The 19135-nt window shown below is 39.7% G+C and carries 11 protein-coding genes, 2 tRNA genes and 2 rRNA genes; 5 read left to right on the plus strand and 10 right to left on the minus strand.

What is annotated here, in order from left to right; translation table 11 throughout:
- Nucleotide 1 precedes the first annotated feature (1 nt).
- From ACPEEM_RS02155 to guaB, 9 genes are all read right to left on the minus strand, one after another.
- Nucleotides 2-1036 (minus strand): polysaccharide biosynthesis protein, encoded by a 1035-nt coding sequence (locus tag ACPEEM_RS02155; protein ID WP_424407570.1) that lies wholly within the window; start codon nucleotides 1034-1036, stop codon nucleotides 2-4.
- Between the two features lie 23 nt (nucleotides 1037-1059).
- A complete protein-coding gene (locus tag ACPEEM_RS02160) occupies nucleotides 1060-2238 on the minus strand; it encodes a glycosyltransferase family 4 protein (RefSeq protein WP_424407572.1) in 1179 nt (392 codons plus the stop codon).
- Nucleotides 2223-3338: a glycosyltransferase gene (locus ACPEEM_RS02165; RefSeq protein WP_424407574.1), complete on the minus strand. Its 1116-nt coding sequence runs from the start codon at nucleotides 3336-3338 to the stop codon at nucleotides 2223-2225. Before ACPEEM_RS02165 ends, ACPEEM_RS02160 begins: the two co-directional genes overlap by 16 nt.
- The gene (locus ACPEEM_RS02170; RefSeq protein WP_424402634.1) at nucleotides 3338-4681 is read right to left on the minus strand and encodes an O-antigen ligase family protein; all 1344 of its coding nucleotides are present in this window, start codon (nucleotides 4679-4681) and stop codon (nucleotides 3338-3340) included. Before ACPEEM_RS02170 ends, ACPEEM_RS02165 begins: the two co-directional genes overlap by 1 nt.
- Nucleotides 4682-4714: 33 nt before the next feature.
- On the minus strand, nucleotides 4715-5944 hold the full coding sequence (locus ACPEEM_RS02175) for an oligosaccharide flippase family protein (protein ID WP_424407576.1): 1230 nt from the start codon (nucleotides 5942-5944) through the stop codon (nucleotides 4715-4717).
- Nucleotides 5945-6751: 807 nt separating this feature from the next.
- Nucleotides 6752-8323, minus strand: a complete 1572-nt coding sequence (gene guaA / locus ACPEEM_RS02180) for a glutamine-hydrolyzing GMP synthase (RefSeq protein WP_424402636.1) — start codon at nucleotides 8321-8323, stop codon at nucleotides 6752-6754.
- Nucleotides 8324-8340: 17 nt separating this feature from the next.
- Nucleotides 8341-9078 carry a hypothetical protein gene (locus ACPEEM_RS02185; protein ID WP_424402637.1) on the minus strand — a complete coding sequence of 246 codons (738 nt, stop codon included), beginning with the start codon at nucleotides 9076-9078 and terminating at the stop codon, nucleotides 8341-8343.
- Between the two features lie 235 nt (nucleotides 9079-9313).
- The gene (locus tag ACPEEM_RS02190) at nucleotides 9314-9940 is read right to left on the minus strand and encodes a DUF1919 domain-containing protein (RefSeq protein WP_424402638.1); all 627 of its coding nucleotides are present in this window, start codon (nucleotides 9938-9940) and stop codon (nucleotides 9314-9316) included.
- A gap of 324 nt (nucleotides 9941-10264) precedes the next feature.
- Nucleotides 10265-11728, minus strand: coding sequence for an IMP dehydrogenase (gene guaB / locus ACPEEM_RS02195; protein WP_424402639.1), 1464 nt, complete (start codon nucleotides 11726-11728; stop codon nucleotides 10265-10267).
- A gap of 168 nt (nucleotides 11729-11896) precedes the next feature.
- Between guaB and birA the strand changes: the two genes are divergently transcribed.
- A complete protein-coding gene (gene birA, locus ACPEEM_RS02200) occupies nucleotides 11897-12832 on the plus strand; it encodes a bifunctional biotin--[acetyl-CoA-carboxylase] ligase/biotin operon repressor BirA (RefSeq protein WP_424405551.1) in 936 nt (311 codons plus the stop codon).
- Between the two features lie 67 nt (nucleotides 12833-12899).
- Here birA and ACPEEM_RS02205 read toward each other — a convergent pair whose 3' ends face one another.
- Nucleotides 12900-13736 carry a DUF5718 family protein gene (locus ACPEEM_RS02205; protein ID WP_424405555.1) on the minus strand — a complete coding sequence of 279 codons (837 nt, stop codon included), beginning with the start codon at nucleotides 13734-13736 and terminating at the stop codon, nucleotides 12900-12902.
- Between the two features lie 379 nt (nucleotides 13737-14115).
- Here ACPEEM_RS02205 and ACPEEM_RS02210 point away from each other — a divergent pair.
- The 4 genes from ACPEEM_RS02210 (at nucleotide 14116) to ACPEEM_RS02225 (ending at nucleotide 19091) form a co-directional block, all read left to right on the plus strand.
- Nucleotides 14116-15657: ribosomal RNA gene (locus tag ACPEEM_RS02210) — 16S ribosomal RNA — on the plus strand.
- Nucleotides 15658-15737: 80 nt separating this feature from the next.
- Nucleotides 15738-15814: transfer RNA gene (locus tag ACPEEM_RS02215), tRNA-Ile, on the plus strand.
- Between the two features lie 34 nt (nucleotides 15815-15848).
- Nucleotides 15849-15924, plus strand: a tRNA-Ala gene (locus ACPEEM_RS02220).
- 272 nt (nucleotides 15925-16196) lie between these two features.
- Nucleotides 16197-19091, plus strand: a 23S ribosomal RNA gene (locus ACPEEM_RS02225).
- The 16S and 23S rRNA genes sit together here with 2 tRNA genes alongside, the layout of an rRNA operon.
- Nucleotides 19092-19135: the final 44 nt, after the last annotated feature.

The raw sequence follows: 19135 nt of genomic DNA on the forward strand, positions 1-19135 counted from the left end.
TTTATACCTCTGGCGAAATGTATTCACCGTCAACCATTTTGCGAATAAACTCCAATTTGAGGAGCAGTTGTTTCATTTCTTCAACATTTAAACGCTTAGTGTTATGTGAGTTGTAGTCCGTCACTTCTGTAATTTTAGGTTCCCCTTTTTCAACATATTTGCTGTAATTTAAGCTACGTTGATCGGCGGGAATACGGAAATAGCCCCCTTCATCGATGGCATGCACCATTTCTTCACGGCTTAATAATGCCTCAAAGGCTTTTTCACCATGACGAGTCCCAATAATGGAAATAGGGTAGTCTGGAATAGAAAGAAGTTCGGTAATGGCTTTTGCTAGCGTCTCAATGGTTGCCGCAGGGGCTTTTTGTACAAAAACATCACCATTTTGCCCATTTTCAAAGGCGTATAAGACTAAATCTACCGCATCTTCCAAGGTCATCATGAATCGGGTCATGCTGGGATCGGTAATGGTTAGTGGCTTATCTTGACGGATTTGATCAACAAAGAGAGGAATCACTGAGCCACGAGATGCCATCACATTGCCATAGCGTGTGCAACAAACGGTTGTCGCCGTTTTATCAAGATTACGCGCTTTAGCAATAATGACCTTTTCCATCATGGCTTTCGAAATCCCCATGGCATTGATGGGGTAAACGGCTTTATCTGTACTGAGACAGACCACCCTTTCCACATGATTTTGAATCGCAGCTTCTAAGACATTATCCGTCCCTAATACATTGGTTTTTACCGCTTCTAATGGATAAAACTCACAAGAAGGAACCTGTTTTAAGGCTGCAGCATGATAGATATAATCCACACCACGTGTTGCATTTAATATGCTGTTGTAATCACGAACATCACCAATATAAAATTTTAATTTATCGGAATGATATTTTTTTCGCATGTCATCTTGCTTTTTTTCATCGCGAGAAAAAACACGAATTTCTTTAATATCCGTTTCTAAAAAACGCTTAAGGACCGCATTACCAAAAGAGCCCGTTCCACCTGTAATTAAAAGTACTTTATTTTTAAACATAATAGGTTTCTCAAATTTAAGGGTTATAATAAATCTAAAAACATATTTCTATTGGCGTCTAATACTGCTTTGTTGTTTACAACAGAGTCTGCAAAGGCTAAACATTTTTGTTTTATTAAAAATCGGCTTTCTTGATCGAGATGATAAAATTGATATAAAACCTCAACGAATTTATTCATATCATTTAGCGGAATATCCCAACCAATCCCATTTTTTTCTAAATTTTTCCACGGTGTTCGATCACTTAATAAAATTGGCGTTGCAGAGGAAAGTGCTTCAATAAACACATGCCCATAGTTTTCCCCTTTAGTTGGAACGAAGAATAAATCGTATCTTGCGATGGTTTCTTGCACCTTTTTATTTTCTACAATGCCAAAATATTCAACATTAATGTTATGAGGTAAATGACTAATTAATTTCAAACAATCATTCCAATATTCGTAATCCTCAATAGGACCATATATTCCTAAGAATATTGGGAAATCAACTTGTTTTAATACGTTTAAAGCAAACTTAATATTTTTAATAGGAACAATTCGAGATAAAAAGCAAATTCTCAATTCGTTATTTTGGGGTTTGTCTTTATCAATATGGATAGATTTTAAATTGGCTAAATCACTGGCAACCACGATTTCCTTATAAGGAATATTATTTTGCGACAGGAAAAGGGTAATATCTTTCTTTTCATCGTCTGATGAACCTTGCCAGACAATGTCTTTAGTATAAAGAGAAAGACATTTTGCAAGCGTGATAAATAGTTTTTTCTTCTTGCTTTTTATATTTAATGCAGCAGATGAAAACTCGCCTCTTGGTGCAATAATGATAGGTTTATTTCTCGCTTTTTTTATTTTTCTCCAAAAAATAGGCTTGATAGAATAATGTACGCTAAAGAAACTATTAATATAGATAAGATCATAATCAATTGAATTGATGACATTCAGCAATAAAGCCTTATCTTGTAGATAATAAATATTGACATTATCCACTTTTGTCCATTCATTTAAGGTAATGTTTTCGTATGGTTTCTTATCATGTAAATCCCTATCGGATGTAATAATAAAGAAATCAAACTCATCATTTAGGCGAGATACTAAATTATGAATGGTTCTAATTGGTCCGCCACCTTTTACCCCAGGTAAATAGGTGCCAATTAAAATAAGTATCTTGGGTTTGTTATTTATTTTCATCACATGTTCTTCCATGGCGCGTCTTCTTTATTACTGGTAAACAAAATTGTGAATAAATATTTTGCACCAGCTTGAGCCGTGAGACTTTTTGCCCATTCTTTTAGAGAATGACGTTGTTCTGGTCTGACTTTCCCTAAAGAAAATTGTTTCTTTAATAAGGTATATAATTCTTGAGTAAGCATCGCTTTAAAAACCCCGCCTTGTTTACTGCAGAGAATGGTTTCAGCGGAACCACACGCATCACTACAAATAACAGGTGTCCCCTCTATTAATGCTTCTGTTGTGACAGCTCCCCATCCATCATGTTGGCTTGGCAGTACTAGGCAATCTGCGTTGGACATATATTCCCTGACTTGTTCAATAGGAATATTGCCAAAAAATGTAGGGGTAATTTTTGTTTTCGCGAGGGCTTGAGCGAGATCGTTTTTTAATGGACCATCACCAACGAACCAGAGTTGTATTTTTTCTTGCTCCTCTAAAGGAAATCGGCTTAATGCATCAACAATAAGCGTCGGGCATTTTCTTTCTTTTAGTGTTCCAGCATAAATCAATGTGAATTTATCTTTTAACGATTGGCTTTGCATATTTGTAGGTAGCTGACTTTCAAGCAAGAAATAAGCAAACGGATAGATCTTATGATTTTCAATACTGCCAAGCTGAGCTATCCATTTTTTGGTACGGTGCCCAATGGCCAAAATACCACTAATATTTTTTTTGTATTTATTAAAGAGGTATTTATAAAGATAAGGTTTTATCAATTTGTTTAATCCTACAAGCTCCACAGTTTCCATGATGATCCAAAAAGGCTGGCTTTTAGCATGGAAGTGTTGCATGAGTTCCGTGACATACCCATTTCCTCGAATCCCTTGCAATATATGAATGGCGTTTTCATTGCTTAACGGCAGTAAATCTAAAAAAGATTTTTTATCTAAAATATGAATATGAATATTCATATTTTCAGGAATATGTTGATTCCAACCTAATTTTGCACGTTCATCACACATAATTTCAGCAACAACGTAATGCACCTCCACATCAAATTTTGCTAATTCAAAAGCAACATTGACCATGTGCGGACTCAAAATTAATTGCCAAAACCAAACTTGTTTTTTCATTATTTACCTATCCCTTGTTGAATGACACTTCGGGTAAAGAAGATGAGCATGAGCATGCCCATTCCGCCAATAGAAAAGAACATGTTTTCGCCTAAATTAAGGCAGAATATACATAATGCGGTTGTTAATTTTTGCACATCAGATTTTGCGGCTTGGCGGAATGAGTACAAAAACCATAAAAATACGAATGTTCCGATAATTAATCCGAGTTCTTCAATAATCGCAATGGGGAGAACCCCTTTTTCGATAACTGCACTTATGGGCAAATTGAAAATAGGATCTCTGACAACATCAAGATGATTAGGATTTGATGCGACACCAAAACCAATACCAAGGAATGGGTTTTCGGTAATATTGCGTAGCATATCTTGTACCAGTGCACCACGAGAGGCATCTGCTAAATCAGTCAATGATGTTGAATGAGTCCGCTTAAAAATATAGCTTTCAATGCTATCTATATATAAAGGGTAAGAAGTAGCAAGTGCCGCAAGAATGATGAATAACCAAAGGTAGAAGTATTTATTTTTAAAAATAGGATTTGCATCTACAAAATTTTTACCCGTAAATAAAGGCTTTAATAAGATTGAAAGTGTTAAGGCTAAGATTAATGCTAAACCAGCTGTTCTGGCTTCAGATAAAATAACCAGCACAGCACAGATGCCAAACCATACGAGATTAGAAAGATTAAGCTTTTTACTTGATAAAATATTGCCAATCATAATACTTCCCAGTAATGCGATAGTGGGACCAAATGCTTGAGGATGATTTAATAATCCTTGAAAGCCCGTTCCATTCTTGGCATAGCCTATTTCTGGAATGAATAAGAACGGTAAACTGATGAGTATTAATGTTTTGAGAAGTAAAATAAGTAAATGATAGGTTTGTTCCCTCTCTTCATTTGGCATAAATATCCATGTGCTTAATAAAGTAAAGGCGGCAATACCCCAAGAGAGTAGTTTTAAAATTGAAATTGCTGGTTCATAACTAATCATGATGCTATGTATCAGTATGCAAATAGTTAATAGAAAAAACCAAACTAAATATTTGGGAACAGTTACTATTTTATTTAATAGCATATAAAAAATAATGTGTGTAAATCCAAATAATATAATCACATAACGAAGTAATGCAGCGTAATTGCCTTCAGGACCAATCACTGGATTAAATAGGGTAAATAACCAAGAGAGCAGGTAAGAAAATATAAGATATTTCCCACCATATAACGCGATAACAGCTAAAATTAAAAAAGAAAGATCCGCACCCATGGCACTCATTGTTCTCAGAAGAACGAGTCCAATAAATGATAAAAAGAAATATTTATGCTGTTTGATCTTCGATTTCATATGTTTTTTTCAATTTAGATGATGTTATTCAAGTTAAATATATCCATGTCTTATGCAGGTGATTAAAGCCAATATGTTGTATAACAAAGCACTAATACCTTGTGCATAAAGCACACCCCAAAAACCGTATAGGTTTATCATTGGCAAGAGCAAAATGAGTAAACAAATAAACCACGCAAGAGTAATAAAAAACCATATTTTGGTATTTAACTTAACAATAATGATATTGGCTAAAACATTAATTGGTGCATAAGCAATGGCAATTAAAAAGAAGAAAGAAATAATGTTCGAAAATGGCATATATTCATTCCCATACCACTGAATAAGATAAGGGGATAATAATGAACCAAAAATAAACAAGATGAATGATACTACAAGGGTAAATAATAAAGTTGTTCTAACTTCCTTCTTCGATGTTTTATCTTTTTTATATTCTTTCACTAATCTCGGTAAGATTACTCTTGATATCATGCCTGGAATAAACATCGCTAATGCGAACCACTGTAAACCAATACTGTAAATGGAAAAATATAATTCATTAAAACGATCTAATATAATCTTACCGAGTAGCCAAGGTGCGGTTGCCGCAAAGATGGATACAATGGACATTATGCCCCCAAAAGACATGATTTCTTTAATTGCTTTTTTATTCAATTTGAAGTGGGAAAAGCTGCTAAATAAGTCAGTATTTTTCTTTAGAATATATGTTTGAATTAAAATGGAGAATATGACGGATAATATATAAGCATAGATTTGTATTGAGATGTTTTCTAATGCAATAGTCAAGAAGACACCAGAAAAAATGATGACGGCATTAAATATAGAGAGGAAGAATAAGTCTTTATATTTCTCCACTCCCATAACCCCACCAGTAGGTACAATATTTATTACTAAGAAAAAAACCGTTATAGTCATTAATGACTTATAAAAGACGCTGATATCCCAAATTATATCTATAAAAATAAATGTGATGACGGCGGAACATAATGCAAGAATTGTTGCGAGACTATACAAATTTCCTAATAAAATATGATTTTGATTTTCTTTTTTTTCGGCAAAGAAACGAGATGAAGCGACTTCCAATCCCATAGAACTGTAATTCATAATAGTCATTGAAGTCATGAGGAAAAAATTATACATAGCAAAATCTTCAACTGAAAGATTTCTTGCTAATAGCATCCCAGAAAGTAGTAAAACACCCCTTGATAAGATATGGCTACCCATTGACCAAATGACATTTAAAAAGAAATTTTTGTTTATCATAAAGCGTTATTGATTAAGTTTTAAAGTTTTTATTTTTAGATTTTTATAAGTCTATATTTAATAATCTGCTTTCTATACTAAAAAATAATATTTTGTTTGTTAGTATGTAAATAATAAAAATTATTTTATATAACTAATAAAATTAAGAAAAATATTCTTTATTTGCTTGTTTTAATTAAATTCCATTATCTATGCCAATAGAAATAGAATATAACTATATATTACAGTATGTTATGTATGTAATAGGATGAAAAATTTCTTTCTAAGTTTTCGAAAAAAAACAGCATAGCGAATCCTCTGATTGCTCAATGCCTTTCTTTTTTATGGTCATTTAAAGTCTAATTGTAATACGATGACCTATTGCATTAATAGGGATTATATATACTAGAGAAAAAAAGGCAAATATCGCTGAAAGATAGGTGAGGTTCATAAGTGATATTTTTTCTATAGAAAGAAAGGAAATTAGAATGGAAAGGGTTAAAATGGTAAAAAATAGAAAATGTTTTCTATTTAAATATAAGAAAGAATAAATAAATATAATTTTAAGTTATATTTTGTAAATTATTTGAAATAAAAAGATCAATATTTAAAATAAGTTTATTTTATGTAAATTAGAGAAAACTAATGTAAATTTTTTAAATCGGTGAAACGAGTTTGCTTTGATGCATGACATATTGGATCTACATTTCCCAAAAAATGATCACAAACTGAATGTCTATATTTGTCAAATAAGGCTTGTCGGTGTTAGATAGGGAATCAACAGGTTATGAGCTTTGATTCCCTTATTATTATGAAAGAGGAGGGCGGTTATTCCCACTCAATGGTCGCAGGTGGTTTTCCACTTACATCATAAACAACACGTGAAATACCATTTACTTCATTGATGATACGGTTGGAGATTTTACCGAGTAGGTCATATGGCAAATGTGCCCAATGTGCGGTCATAAAATCGATGGTTTCTACTGCACGAAGCGATACAACCCAGTCGTATTTACGTCCATCACCCATGACACCCACGGATTTCACAGGTAAGAACACAGTGAACGCTTGGCTGACTTTGTAGTACCAGCCTGAGTTGTAGAGTTCTTCGATGAAAATCGCATCGGCTTTACGCAGTAAGTCGCAATATTCTTTCTTGATTTCGCCTAACACACGCACGCCTAAACCTGGACCTGGGAATGGGTGGCGGTTGAGCATTTCTGCTGGCAAGCCAAGAGCTAAGCCGATTTTACGCACTTCGTCTTTGAACAGTTCACGTAACGGTTCCACTAAGCCAAGTTTCATATAGTCAGGCAAACCACCAACGTTGTGGTGCGATTTGATCACGTGGGCTTTGCCCGTTTTGCTAGCCGCAGACTCGATCACATCTGGATAAATCGTGCCTTGTGCTAACCATTTCACTGACGTGAGTTTTTTCGATTCATCATCGAATACGTCCACGAATACTTTACCGATGGTTTTGCGTTTCGCTTCAGGTTCATCAATGCCTTTGAGTGCGTCTAAGAAACGATCTTCTGCATTGACACGAATAATGTTCAAGCCGAATTTATCGCCGAACATTTCCATGACTTGATCCCCTTCGTTTAAACGTAATAAGCCGTTGTCCACGAACACGCAGTGTAAGTTTTTGCCGATGGCTCGGTGTAATAAAAGTGCGGTGACAGAGGAATCCACGCCACCTGATAAACCTAAAATCACTTCATCATCGCCCACTTGTGCTTTAATGCGAGCCACCGCATCTTCGATGATGTTTTCTGCTGTCCAGTTAGTTTCACAACCACAAATGCCGACCACAAAGTTTTTCAACAATGCTAAGCCGCTTTTGGTGTGGGTCACTTCTGGGTGGAATTGCACACCATAGAAACGACGGCTTTCGTCTGACATTGCGGCAATTGGGCAGGTTGGGGTGACGCCAGTGATGGTAAAGTGCGGTGGTAATTGGGTGACTTTATCGCCATGGCTCATCCAAACGTCAAGTTTTGGATTGCTAGCGGTGAGATCATCGTTTAATTTTGCAAATAGTGCATCTGCGGCTTTTAAGTCCACGCTCGCGTAGCCGAATTCACGATGGTCAGAGGTTTCAGTTAAACCGCCCAACTGCATAGCCATAGTTTGCATGCCGTAGCAAATGCCAAGCACGGGCACGCCTGCATTGAACACATATTCAGGGGCACGTGGGCTGTTTTCTTCTGTGGTGCTTTCAGGGCCGCCCGAAAGAATAATCCCTGTCGGATTGAACTCACGAATTTGCGACTCCGTCACGTCCCAAGCCCAAAGCTCACAATACACCCCGATTTCACGCACACGACGTGCGATAAGTTGCGTATATTGTGAACCGAAGTCCAAAATTAAAATTTTATGATTGTGGATGTTTTTCATTTTTGATTTCTCTTTAATTAATAATCTTCTGAAATAAAGTCTTCGAAATTTTCAGCATATGGCAAAAATAGATACTCTTTCGTAGTTAAATGTTCATCTAACATTTTTTGTAATTGTTCAGATGTGAAGTTATAAATTTTTGCCAAATCATCTGATAAGTTTTTAGCTAATTCTTTTGATAGTGGTTGAGCTACTTTAAAAAATAAAAATACAGAACCGATACCGATAAAATCAAAGTTATAATTATTATATAATTTTTGAATTATTGTATAGTTCTCATCTGGCTGAAAATCACCTGTAAAATACCCATTAATCATTGCAGCAAAAGTATCTGTAGATTTTTTAGTAGGGCATAATTTTATGTCTAACCCATACTTAAATAAATGAATTGGATTGTTATTCACATCTCTTAATTTGAAAAAATTCTCTGTAAAAAAAGTTTCTGTATAGATTTCATCAAAAGAAATTTTTGTTTTATTTAATTGCTCAAGGGTATATAAAAATTGTTGTTTACATGTTGGATCATCAATTTTTTCTGATGAAAAATCAGCAATCTCTCGATGAAAACTTGTATATTCACATTGTTTAATGTCTTCAAAGATAAATAATGGAGTACAATCTACAAATTTATTTTTTAGATCTTCGTATAATGATAAAACATCTGCGATACTTTCAATCTGAGAACAATGACCATATCTTGCTAAATAACTATCTTCGAGTGATCCTATATATGGTGTTTGCAATTCTAGTTTCATAGAATAATCCTTTTATAAAACCATTATAAATATATTAAAATCATATAATTTCTAATTTTACTTTATTTTGACTTTTTCTTTTTTATCAACATCTTCTTCGCCGATAACTCACTTACCACTTTATTGCCCGTTTTACTTTCCAACTCTTGCAAAAGCCACTTTGGCAACATTGCCACCTTGTTGGGCGACTTGTTGATTTTCTTCAAAGAAGACGTCAGAAAATTTGCAAAATTCTCTAATTTTTGAACCCGTTGTTAAACCATTCCACATAATCAAATTGGTCGTAATAGCGTTTGCCAAATAAGCCTGTGTTTTCAAAGAGATCGCCGACCATTCCTAGCTCAGAAAAACCTGAAATTTTCACCGCACTTTTGAGTTCTGGGTAGTCTTTATAAGTGAAGACCACTTTATTGGCAAAAGGTAAACGGTCGAATTCGACTAAGTCTTCGTAAGTGCAGCCATCTCGGTCTGTCATTATGATAAACAGATTAGCCAAATTCATACGCGTGGTACGTTCTTGCCATTTTTTTGCAGCGTCTTGCTCACTATGGTAGTGCATAAAATGGATGGTTAAATCAGCAAGTTTTCCAACAGGATAGCGTTTCTCCGTTTGGATAAATTCAAGGGTCTGATTGCGATAAAAATCCATCTTGCTTAAATAACAAATAAAATCTTTTGGCGTTAAATACAAATTCACAAAAGGGGAATTAAAACGTAACTGTAAATCGTGCAACATAAATGCCCCAGTACAATTACTGGAAATCACCGTCGGGCTGGTATTTTTTATCCTTTTTCGATTTTTCGCATTGATACATTGGCGAAAACAGCGATTAATTTGGTTGCTGATACGTTTTAATAACATAATTTTCTAATAACAAAGTCACCATATTGATGTCAGTTAAGTTAACTGAATGTGGCTCAATTTTTTTATTCCAAAAAGTTTGCGTTGCTTGTCATGATGAATTGTTCAGTTGGGTAATTTTAAATTGGATAACGCGATAAGTCTCATCTGCGGGTTGCATTGCCCAGTGTTCTTTTTAATTTTTGAATTTAAATTACTTTCCGAAAATTTTTGGGAGCCACCGCAAGCTGTAAGAAAAAGTGCGGTGCAAAAATATAAAATTTTTTCATAAATTAAAAATAAAAAAACTTCCCCCACGAATGTAGGGGAAGAAAGTTGCTTTAATTACCCCATGCGATAGTTTGGTGCTTCTTTAGTAATGGTGACATCATGCACATGGCTTTCTTGGATGCCTGCACCACTGATGCGGACAAATTGGGCTTTAGTGCGGAGATCTTCAATGGTGGCACAGCCCGTTAAGCCCATACAAGAACGCAATCCGCCCATTTGTTGGTGGATAATTTCTTTAAGGAAACCTTTGTATGGAATACGTCCTTCAATGCCTTCTGGTACAAGTTTATCTGCAGCATTGTCAGATTGGAAATAGCGGTCACTTGAACCTTTGCTCATTGCCCCAAGTGATCCCATTCCACGATAAGATTTGAAGGCTCTGCCTTGATAAAGCTCGATTTCACCTGGTGCCTCTTCGGTGCCAGCGAACATTGAACCCACCATGACACAGCTAGCCCCTGCGGCAATGGCTTTGGCGATGTCGCCAGAATAGCGAATACCACCGTCTGCAATGACAGGAATGCCACGATCTTTTAAAGCTTCTGCGGCATCAGCAATTGCCGTGATTTGAGGCACACCCACACCGGTTACGATACGTGTGGTACAAATTGAACCAGGGCCAATCCCCACTTTCACCGCACTGGCACCTGCATCCGCTAAAGCAATGGCACCTTCTGCGGTGGCAATATTCCCTGCGATAATTGGTAAATCAGGGTATTTTGCACGTGTTTCACGTACACGTTGTAACACCCCTTCAGAATGCCCGTGGGAAGAGTCGATTAACAAAATATCCACCCCTGCTTTCACCAGTGCTTCAATACGTTCTTCATTACCAGGACCAGCACCAACAGCCGCACCCACACGTAAACGACCAAATTCATCTTTACAGGCGTTCGGTTTGCTTTCTGCTTTTTGATAATCTTTTAAGGTGATCATACCTTTGAGTTTAAAGCTGTCGTCAACCACAAGTACTTTTTCAACGCGGTTTTCGTGCATTAAATGGAAAATTTCTTCACGTTTGGCATTTTCTTTTACCGTGACCAAGCGAGATTTTGGTGTCATAAAATCGGCAACCGTTTTGTTTAAATCGGTAACAAAGCGTGTATCACGACCTGTAATAATACCGACTAACTCACCGCTTGCATCCACAACAGGGAAGCCTGCGAAGCCATTTTTCTTCACCATTTCTGCCAGTTCAGCCAACGTGAGTGAAGGCGAAACGGTAACAGGTTCAGAGACAATACCACTTTCGAATTTTTTCACTTTACGTACACGGTCCGCCTGACGCTCAATGGACATATTTTTATGGATAAAACCAATGCCACCTTCTTGAGCAAGAGAAATCGCAAGCTTTGTTTCAGTGACAGTATCCATTGCAGCGGATAACATTGGGATATTGAGGCGGATATTTTTTGTGACTTGAGTGGAAAGGTCTGCGGTATTGGGAAGCACAGTAGAATGTGCTGGGACAAGCAAAACATCATCGAAGGTTAATGCTTCTTTTATTACTCGTAACATTGCAATATTCTCTCTTAGGTTGATATGAAAAATAAAATGGATAAAAAATATTGCGGTCGCATTATACAGACTTCACGAGGGTTTGAAAACGGATTTTTTAATCGATTTTGCGTAAAATATTGGCTTATGCTAAAAAAGCACTTTCGCTTAGACAAAAGAAGGATTTTTATGACTTATCTACTTTCCTTATTGGCCACGCACCAAACCCTTTCGCTTGAAGAATTAGCACTGCTTTCTTCATGCAGTGAAGAGCAAGTGCTAACTCAAATTGAAGAATTGATTGAACAGGGGATTCACATAGAACAAAGTGCGGTGGGTTTTCAGCTTATTCCGCAATTAGCCCGCTTAAACGAATCATACTTAACTCAAGCTCTTGCTCCTTATTCTGTACATATTAAGCCAATTATTGACTCTACCAATCAATACTTATTGGATAATCTGGCTTATTTGGGAAAAGGCACCCTTTGTTTAGCCGAATATCAAACAGCGGGGCGAGGTCGACGTGGTAGACAATGGCTTTCGCCTTTTGCAGGGCAGGTTATTATGAGCCTGTATTGGACATTTTCGCATGATGTTAATTTAGAAGGCGTTAGTTTAGTTGTCGGCATGGCGATTGCTGAAACACTAAAAGAATTTGGTGCATCGGGAATCGGATTAAAATGGCCGAATGATGTGTTATTACAGGGGCGTAAGTTGGCGGGGATTTTGCTAGAGATCGGTCATCGACAAGATCGTCAACATCATTTAGTCATTGGTTTAGGGATTAATCTTTCATTACCTAAACAAAAAAATAAAATTGATCAGCCTTGGGCAGAGCTAACGGAAGTCTTACCAAAGATTGATCGCAATAGGTTGATTGTTGCCTTAACGAAACATCTTATTTTTCGGTTAACGCGTTTTGAACAGGTGGGAATTGATGAAGAATTTCGTCAAGATTGGTTAAATGTCGATGCCTATTTGGGCGAAGAAGTGAAAGTGTTGACAGAAAGTTATCAAATTACAGGCATCGAGCAAGGGATTGATGAGCGTGGTTACCTTCAATTAATGACGCAAGAAGGTAAACAATATTTCAATGGGGGTGAAGTGTCGCTCAGAAAAGCCTGATGATGTAGATGTCAAAAGTGCGGTATTTTTTTTAAAACTTTTGACCGCACTTTTGGATGTTGGCTTGTTATATCACTTTCTGGACTAAAGCTGAAATATCCGAAGGAAATTGTTCTTTTTTCGCCATTTCTGCGATGTCTTGTGGTGCATATTTTTTCGCATTATATACCACAACAATGCTTGTATCGCCCACTTGTAAGAAATGATGCTCACCAAATTTTGTATAACGCGTTGCACCAATACTAATAATTGCCTGTTTTGGATAGTGGGCTTTTTCAATTAAGGAAGGAATATCATTCATCGGTCCTTGATCTGGCTGGGTATTCATTTTATGAATAATCCAATTCAAGAGTTTATGGTGGAAATAACTGTACCCTAATGCAGGGCTATTAATGCCATATTCATTAAATACCTCGCCACGCTTATGGAAACAGGCAATGTTAAATTGATCAATTTCCGAACCTAGTTCAAAGGAAGTTAAAGGCAACAGGGTTGTCGAAATGCCCTTGGAATGTTCTCCCCAGTTTTTCTTCTCACTGATTTTCTTCGCATTAGGACGACGAATAGAACAGTCATTGTAAGCTGCAAAATAACGAGGTGTTAGTGTCGATACTTTTTTATCCACATATTCAATATCACAAATTAACGCAATCTCTGGTTCAATTTGCAAATTATCTGCCCCTTGTCCAGGAAAACAAATTAAATGATGAGTAAGTGGGAAGGTAGAGAGGAATTGCTGTTCTGCTGACAGCTCATGACTGGGAATATAAAAAGGAAAAATCGCTTTAGGCTGAATATCCTCTTCTGTTTTGACCGTAATAAAATCAGCCGCTTCACCCGCTTGTTCTAAATGGCCTGCAAAGTTACCGGCAACGCCAAGACCGATCATATTTCGAAAGTTCATTTTGCTCTCCTTTAATATAGTATCAATTTTACTTACTGTAGTATTAAACTCGAGCCAAAACAACCATTTTTGCTCGCTTTGTAATCACTTGATAAAAAATCAAAAAAAAATTTCAAAAAGGGGTTGCAAAGGGTTTTAAATTCCCTATAATACGCCCCACACAACGACGCGACGTTGTAAACGAATGAGATACACATCGCGTCGTTATTTTTTGTTCTTTAAGAATCTAACAGACAATCTGTGTGGGCACTTGTTGATTGATTTCATTTAGAAAAGATTTTTAAAATTGAAGTCTTAATAGGTGCTTAAACTGAAAATTCATTATACTTATGAAGTAAATGTAAACTTTAGCTAAGCAGTTTATTGAGCGATTGAACTTGAATTGAAGAGTTTGATCATGGCTCAGATTGAACGCTGGCGGCAGGCTTAACACATGCAAGTCGAACGGTAACAGGGAGAAAGCTTGCTTTCTTTGCTGACGAGTGGCGGACGGGTGAGTAATGCTTGGGGATCTGGCTTATGGAGGGGGATAACTGTGGGAAACTGCAGCTAATACCGCGTAATCTCTGAGGAGTAAAGGGTGGGACCTTTTGGCCACCTGCCATAAGATGAGCCCAAGTGGGATTAGGTAGTTGGTGGGGTAAAGGCCTACCAAGCCGACGATCTCTAGCTGGTCTGAGAGGATGACCAGCCACACTGGAACTGAGACACGGTCCAGACTCCTACGGGAGGCAGCAGTGGGGAATATTGCGCAATGGGGGGAACCCTGACGCAGCCATGCCGCGTGAATGAAGAAGGCCTTCGGGTTGTAAAGTTCTTTCGGTAATGAGGAAGGGGTGTTATTGAATAGATAGCATCATTGACGTTAATTACAGAAGAAGCACCGGCTAACTCCGTGCCAGCAGCCGCGGTAATACGGAGGGTGCGAGCGTTAATCGGAATAACTGGGCGTAAAGGGCACGCAGGCGGACTTTTAAGTGAGATGTGAAATCCCCGAGCTTAACTTGGGAACTGCATTTCAGACTGGGAGTCTAGAGTACTTTAGGGAGGGGTAGAATTCCACGTGTAGCGGTGAAATGCGTAGAGATGTGGAGGAATACCGAAGGCGAAGGCAGCCCCTTGGGAATGTACTGACGCTCATGTGCGAAAGCGTGGGGAGCAAACAGGATTAGATACCCTGGTAGTCCACGCTGTAAACGCTGTCGATTTGGGGATTGGGCTTTAAGCTTGGTGCCCGAAGCTAACGTGATAAATCGACCGCCTGGGGAGTACGGCCGCAAGGTTAAAACTCAAATGAATTGACGGGGGCCCGCACAAGCGGTGGAGCATGTGGTTTAATTCGATGCAACGCGAAGAACCTTACCTACTCTTGACATCCAAAGAATCCTGTAGAGATACGGGAGTGCCTTCGGGAGCTTTGAGACAGGTGCTGCATGGCTGTCGTCAGCTCGTGTTGTGAAATGTTGGGTTAAGTCCCGCAACGAGCGCAACCCTTATCCTTTGTTGCCAGCGATTAGGTCGGGAACTCAAAGGAGACTGCCAGTGACAAACTGGAGGAAGGTGGGGATGACGTCAAGTCATCATGGCCCTTACGAGTAGGGCTACACACGTGCTACAATGGTGCATACAGAGGGCGGCGAGACGGCGACGTTGAGCGAATCTCAGAAAGTGCATCTAAGTCCGGATTGGAGTCTGCAACTCGACTCCATGAAGTCGGAATCGCTAGTAATCGCAAATCAGAATGTTGCGGTGAATACGTTCCCGGGCCTTGTACACACCGCCCGTCACACCATGGGAGTGGGTTGTACCAGAAGTAGATAGCTTAACCTTCGGGAGGGCGTTTACCACGGTATGATTCATGACTGGGGTGAAGTCGTAACAAGGTAACCGTAGGGGAACCTGCGGTTGGATCACCTCCTTAACCGAAAATGGAACGACTGCAAGTGTTCACACAGATTGTTTGGTAGATTGTGTAAATCAAGAGAACGAAGTTCATCCTACGGGTCTGTAGCTCAGGTGGTTAGAGCGCACCCCTGATAAGGGTGAGGTCGGTGGTTCAAGTCCACTCAGACCCACCACTCATATGAGTGAGGACGTAGGAGCGATGATGCTGGGGATATAGCTCAGCTGGGAGAGCGCCTGCCTTGCACGCAGGAGGTCAGCGGTTCGATCCCGCTTATCTCCACCAAACATCATTGCTAAGTATTTTGCGTTGACTGAATAAAAGTTGATGGATAAAGAAAAGAGTGCTTAGCAATGATGAGCGAAAAATGGCGAAGCCATTTTGACTTGTCTTTATTGTTCTTTAAAAAATTGGAAACAAGCTGAAAAACTGAAGAGATTTTCGAAAGAAAGTCTGAGTAGAAAAAATCTTGCATGAAAAAAGGCATGCAAGTGTTTAGTGTCTAAACAGCAACATCAGGTAAGTATACGTTTGTATAAGAATACTTGAGGTTGTATGGTTAAGTGACTAAGCGTACAGGGCGGATGCCTTGGCAATCAGAGGCGAAGAAGGACGTGCTAATCTGCGAAAAGCTTGGATGAGTCGATAAGAGGCGTTTAATCCAAGATATCCGAATGGGGAAACCCAGTAGATGAAGAATCTACTATCTCTTGCTGAATACATAGGCAAGAGAGGCGAACCGGGAGAACTGAAACATCTAAGTACCCCGAGGAAAAGAAATCAACCGAGATTCTGTAAGTAGCGGCGAGCGAAAGCGGAAGAGCCAGTAAGTTTTAGCGATGATATTAGAGGAATTGGCTGGGAAGCCAAATCAAAGAGGGTGATAATCCCGTACTCGAAAATGTTATTGTGGAACTAAGCTTACGATAAGTAGGGCGGGACACGAGAAATCCTGTTTGAAGATGGGGGGACCATCCTCCAAGGCTAAATACTCCTGATTGACCGATAGTGAACCAGTACTGTGAAGGAAAGGCGAAAAGAACCCCGGTGAGGGGAGTGAAATAGAACCTGAAACCCTGTACGTACAAGCAGTGGGAGCCCGAAAGGGTGACTGCGTACCTTTTGTATAATGGGTCAGCGACTTATATTTTGTAGCGAGGTTAACTGAATAAGGGAGCCGAAGGGAAACCGAGTCTTAACTGGGCGTTGAGTTGCAAGGTATAGACCCGAAACCCGGTGATCTAGCCATGGGCAGGTTGAAGGTTGGGTAACACTAACTGGAGGACCGAACCGACTAATGTTGAAAAATTAGCGGATGACTTGTGGCTGGGGGTGAAAGGCCAATCAAACCGGGAGATAGCTGGTTCTCCCCGAAATCTATTTAGGTAGAGCCTTGAGCGGACACCTTCGGGGGTAGAGCACTGTTTCGGCTAGGGGTCCATCCCGGATTACCAACCCGATGCAAACTGCGAATACCGAAGAGTGATACTCAGGAGACACACGGCGGGTGCTAACGTTCGTCGTGGAGAGGGAAACAACCCAGACCGCCAGCTAAGGTCCCCAAGTCTATATTAAGTGGGAAACGAAGTGGGAAGGCTTAGACAGCTAGGATGTTGGCTTAGAAGCAGCCATCATTTAAAGAAAGCGTAATAGCTCACTAGTCGAGTCGGCCTGCGCGGAAGATGTAACGGGGCTCAAATATAGCACCGAAGCTGCGGCATCAGATGTAAATCTGTTGGGTAGGGGAGCGTTGTGTAAGTCGATGAAGGTGAATTGAGAAGTTTGCTGGAGATATCACAAGTGCGAATGCTGACATAAGTAACGATAAAACGAGTGAAAAACTCGTTCGCCGGAAGACCAAGGGTTCCTGTCCAACGTTAATCGGGGCAGGGTGAGTCGGCCCCTAAGGCGAGGCTGAAAAGCGTAGTCGATGGGAAACGGGTTAATATTCCCGTACTTGGATAAACTGCGATGTGGGGACGGAGAAGGTTAGGTTAGCAGACTGTTGGATGTCTGTTTAAGGCGGTAGGTGGAAGACTTAGGCAAATCCGGGTCTTCATAACACTGAGAACTGATGACGAGGTGCTACGGCACTGAAGTAACTGATACCACGCTTCCAGGAAAAGCCACTAAGCTTCAGGTTTATCTAAACCGTACTGAAAACCGACACAGGTGGTCAGGTAGAGAATACTCAGGCGCTTGAGAGAACTCGGGTGAAGGAACTAGGCAAAATAGCACCGTAACTTCGGGAGAAGGTGCGCTTACGGTAATTGTAGGAGTAAACCTCTGAAGGTGAAGTAAGTCGAAGATACCAGCTGGCTGCAACTGTTTATTAAAAACACAGCACTCTGCAAACACGAAAGTGGACGTATAGGGTGTGATGCCTGCCCGGTGCTGGAAGGTTAATTGATGGTGTTATCGAAAGAGAAGCTCCTGATCGAAGCCCCAGTAAACGGCGGCCGTAACTATAACGGTCCTAAGGTAGCGAAATTCCTTGTCGGGTAAGTTCCGACCTGCACGAATGGCATAATGATGGCCAGGCTGTCTCCACCCGAGACTCAGTGAAATTGAAATCGCCGTGAAGATGCGGTGTACCCGCGGCTAGACGGAAAGACCCCGTGAACCTTTACTATAGCTTGACACTGAACATTGAATTTTGATGTGTAGGATAGGTGGGAGGCTTTGAAGCAGTGACGCCAGTCATTGTGGAGCCATCCTTGAAATACCACCCTTTAACGTTTGATGTTCTAACGAAGACCCTGAAACGGGGTCTCGGACAGTGTCTGGTGGGTAGTTTGACTGGGGCGGTCTCCTCCCAAAGCGTAACGGAGGAGCACGAAGGTTTGCTAATGACGGTCGGACATCGTCAGGTTAGTGCAATGGTATAAGCAAGCTTAACTGCGAGACAGACAAGTCGAGCAGGTGCGAAAGCAGGTCATAGTGATCCGGTGGTTCTGAATGGAAGGGCCATCGCTCAACGGATAAAAGGTACTCCGGGGATAACAGGCTGATACCGCCCAAGAGTTCATATCGACGGCGGTGTTTGGCACCTCGATGTCGGCTCATCACATCCTGGGGCTGAAGTAGGTCCCAAGGGTATGGCTGTTCGCCATTTAAAGTGGTACGCGAGCTGGGTTTAGAACGTCGTGAGACAGTTCGGTCCCTATCTGCCGTGGGCGTTGGATGATTGATTGGGGCTGCTCCTAGTACGAGAGGACCGGAGTGGACGCATCACTGGTGTTCCAGTTGTCTCGCCAGAGGCATTGCTGGGTAGCTAAATGCGGAAGAGATAAGTGCTGAAAGCATCTAAGCACGAAACTTGCCAAGAGATGAGTCATCCCTGACTTAAAGTCAGTAAGGGTTGTTGTAGACTACGACGTAGATAGGTTGGGTGTGTAAGTGTAGTGATACATTGAGCTAACCAATACTAATTGCCCGAGAGGCTTAACCATACAACGCTCAAGTATTTTTGGGTGTTGATGCTAAATGAAGTGAT

This window comes from Pasteurella pantherarum (assembly GCF_049670885.1).
GTDB lineage: Bacteria > Pseudomonadota > Gammaproteobacteria > Enterobacterales > Pasteurellaceae > Pasteurella.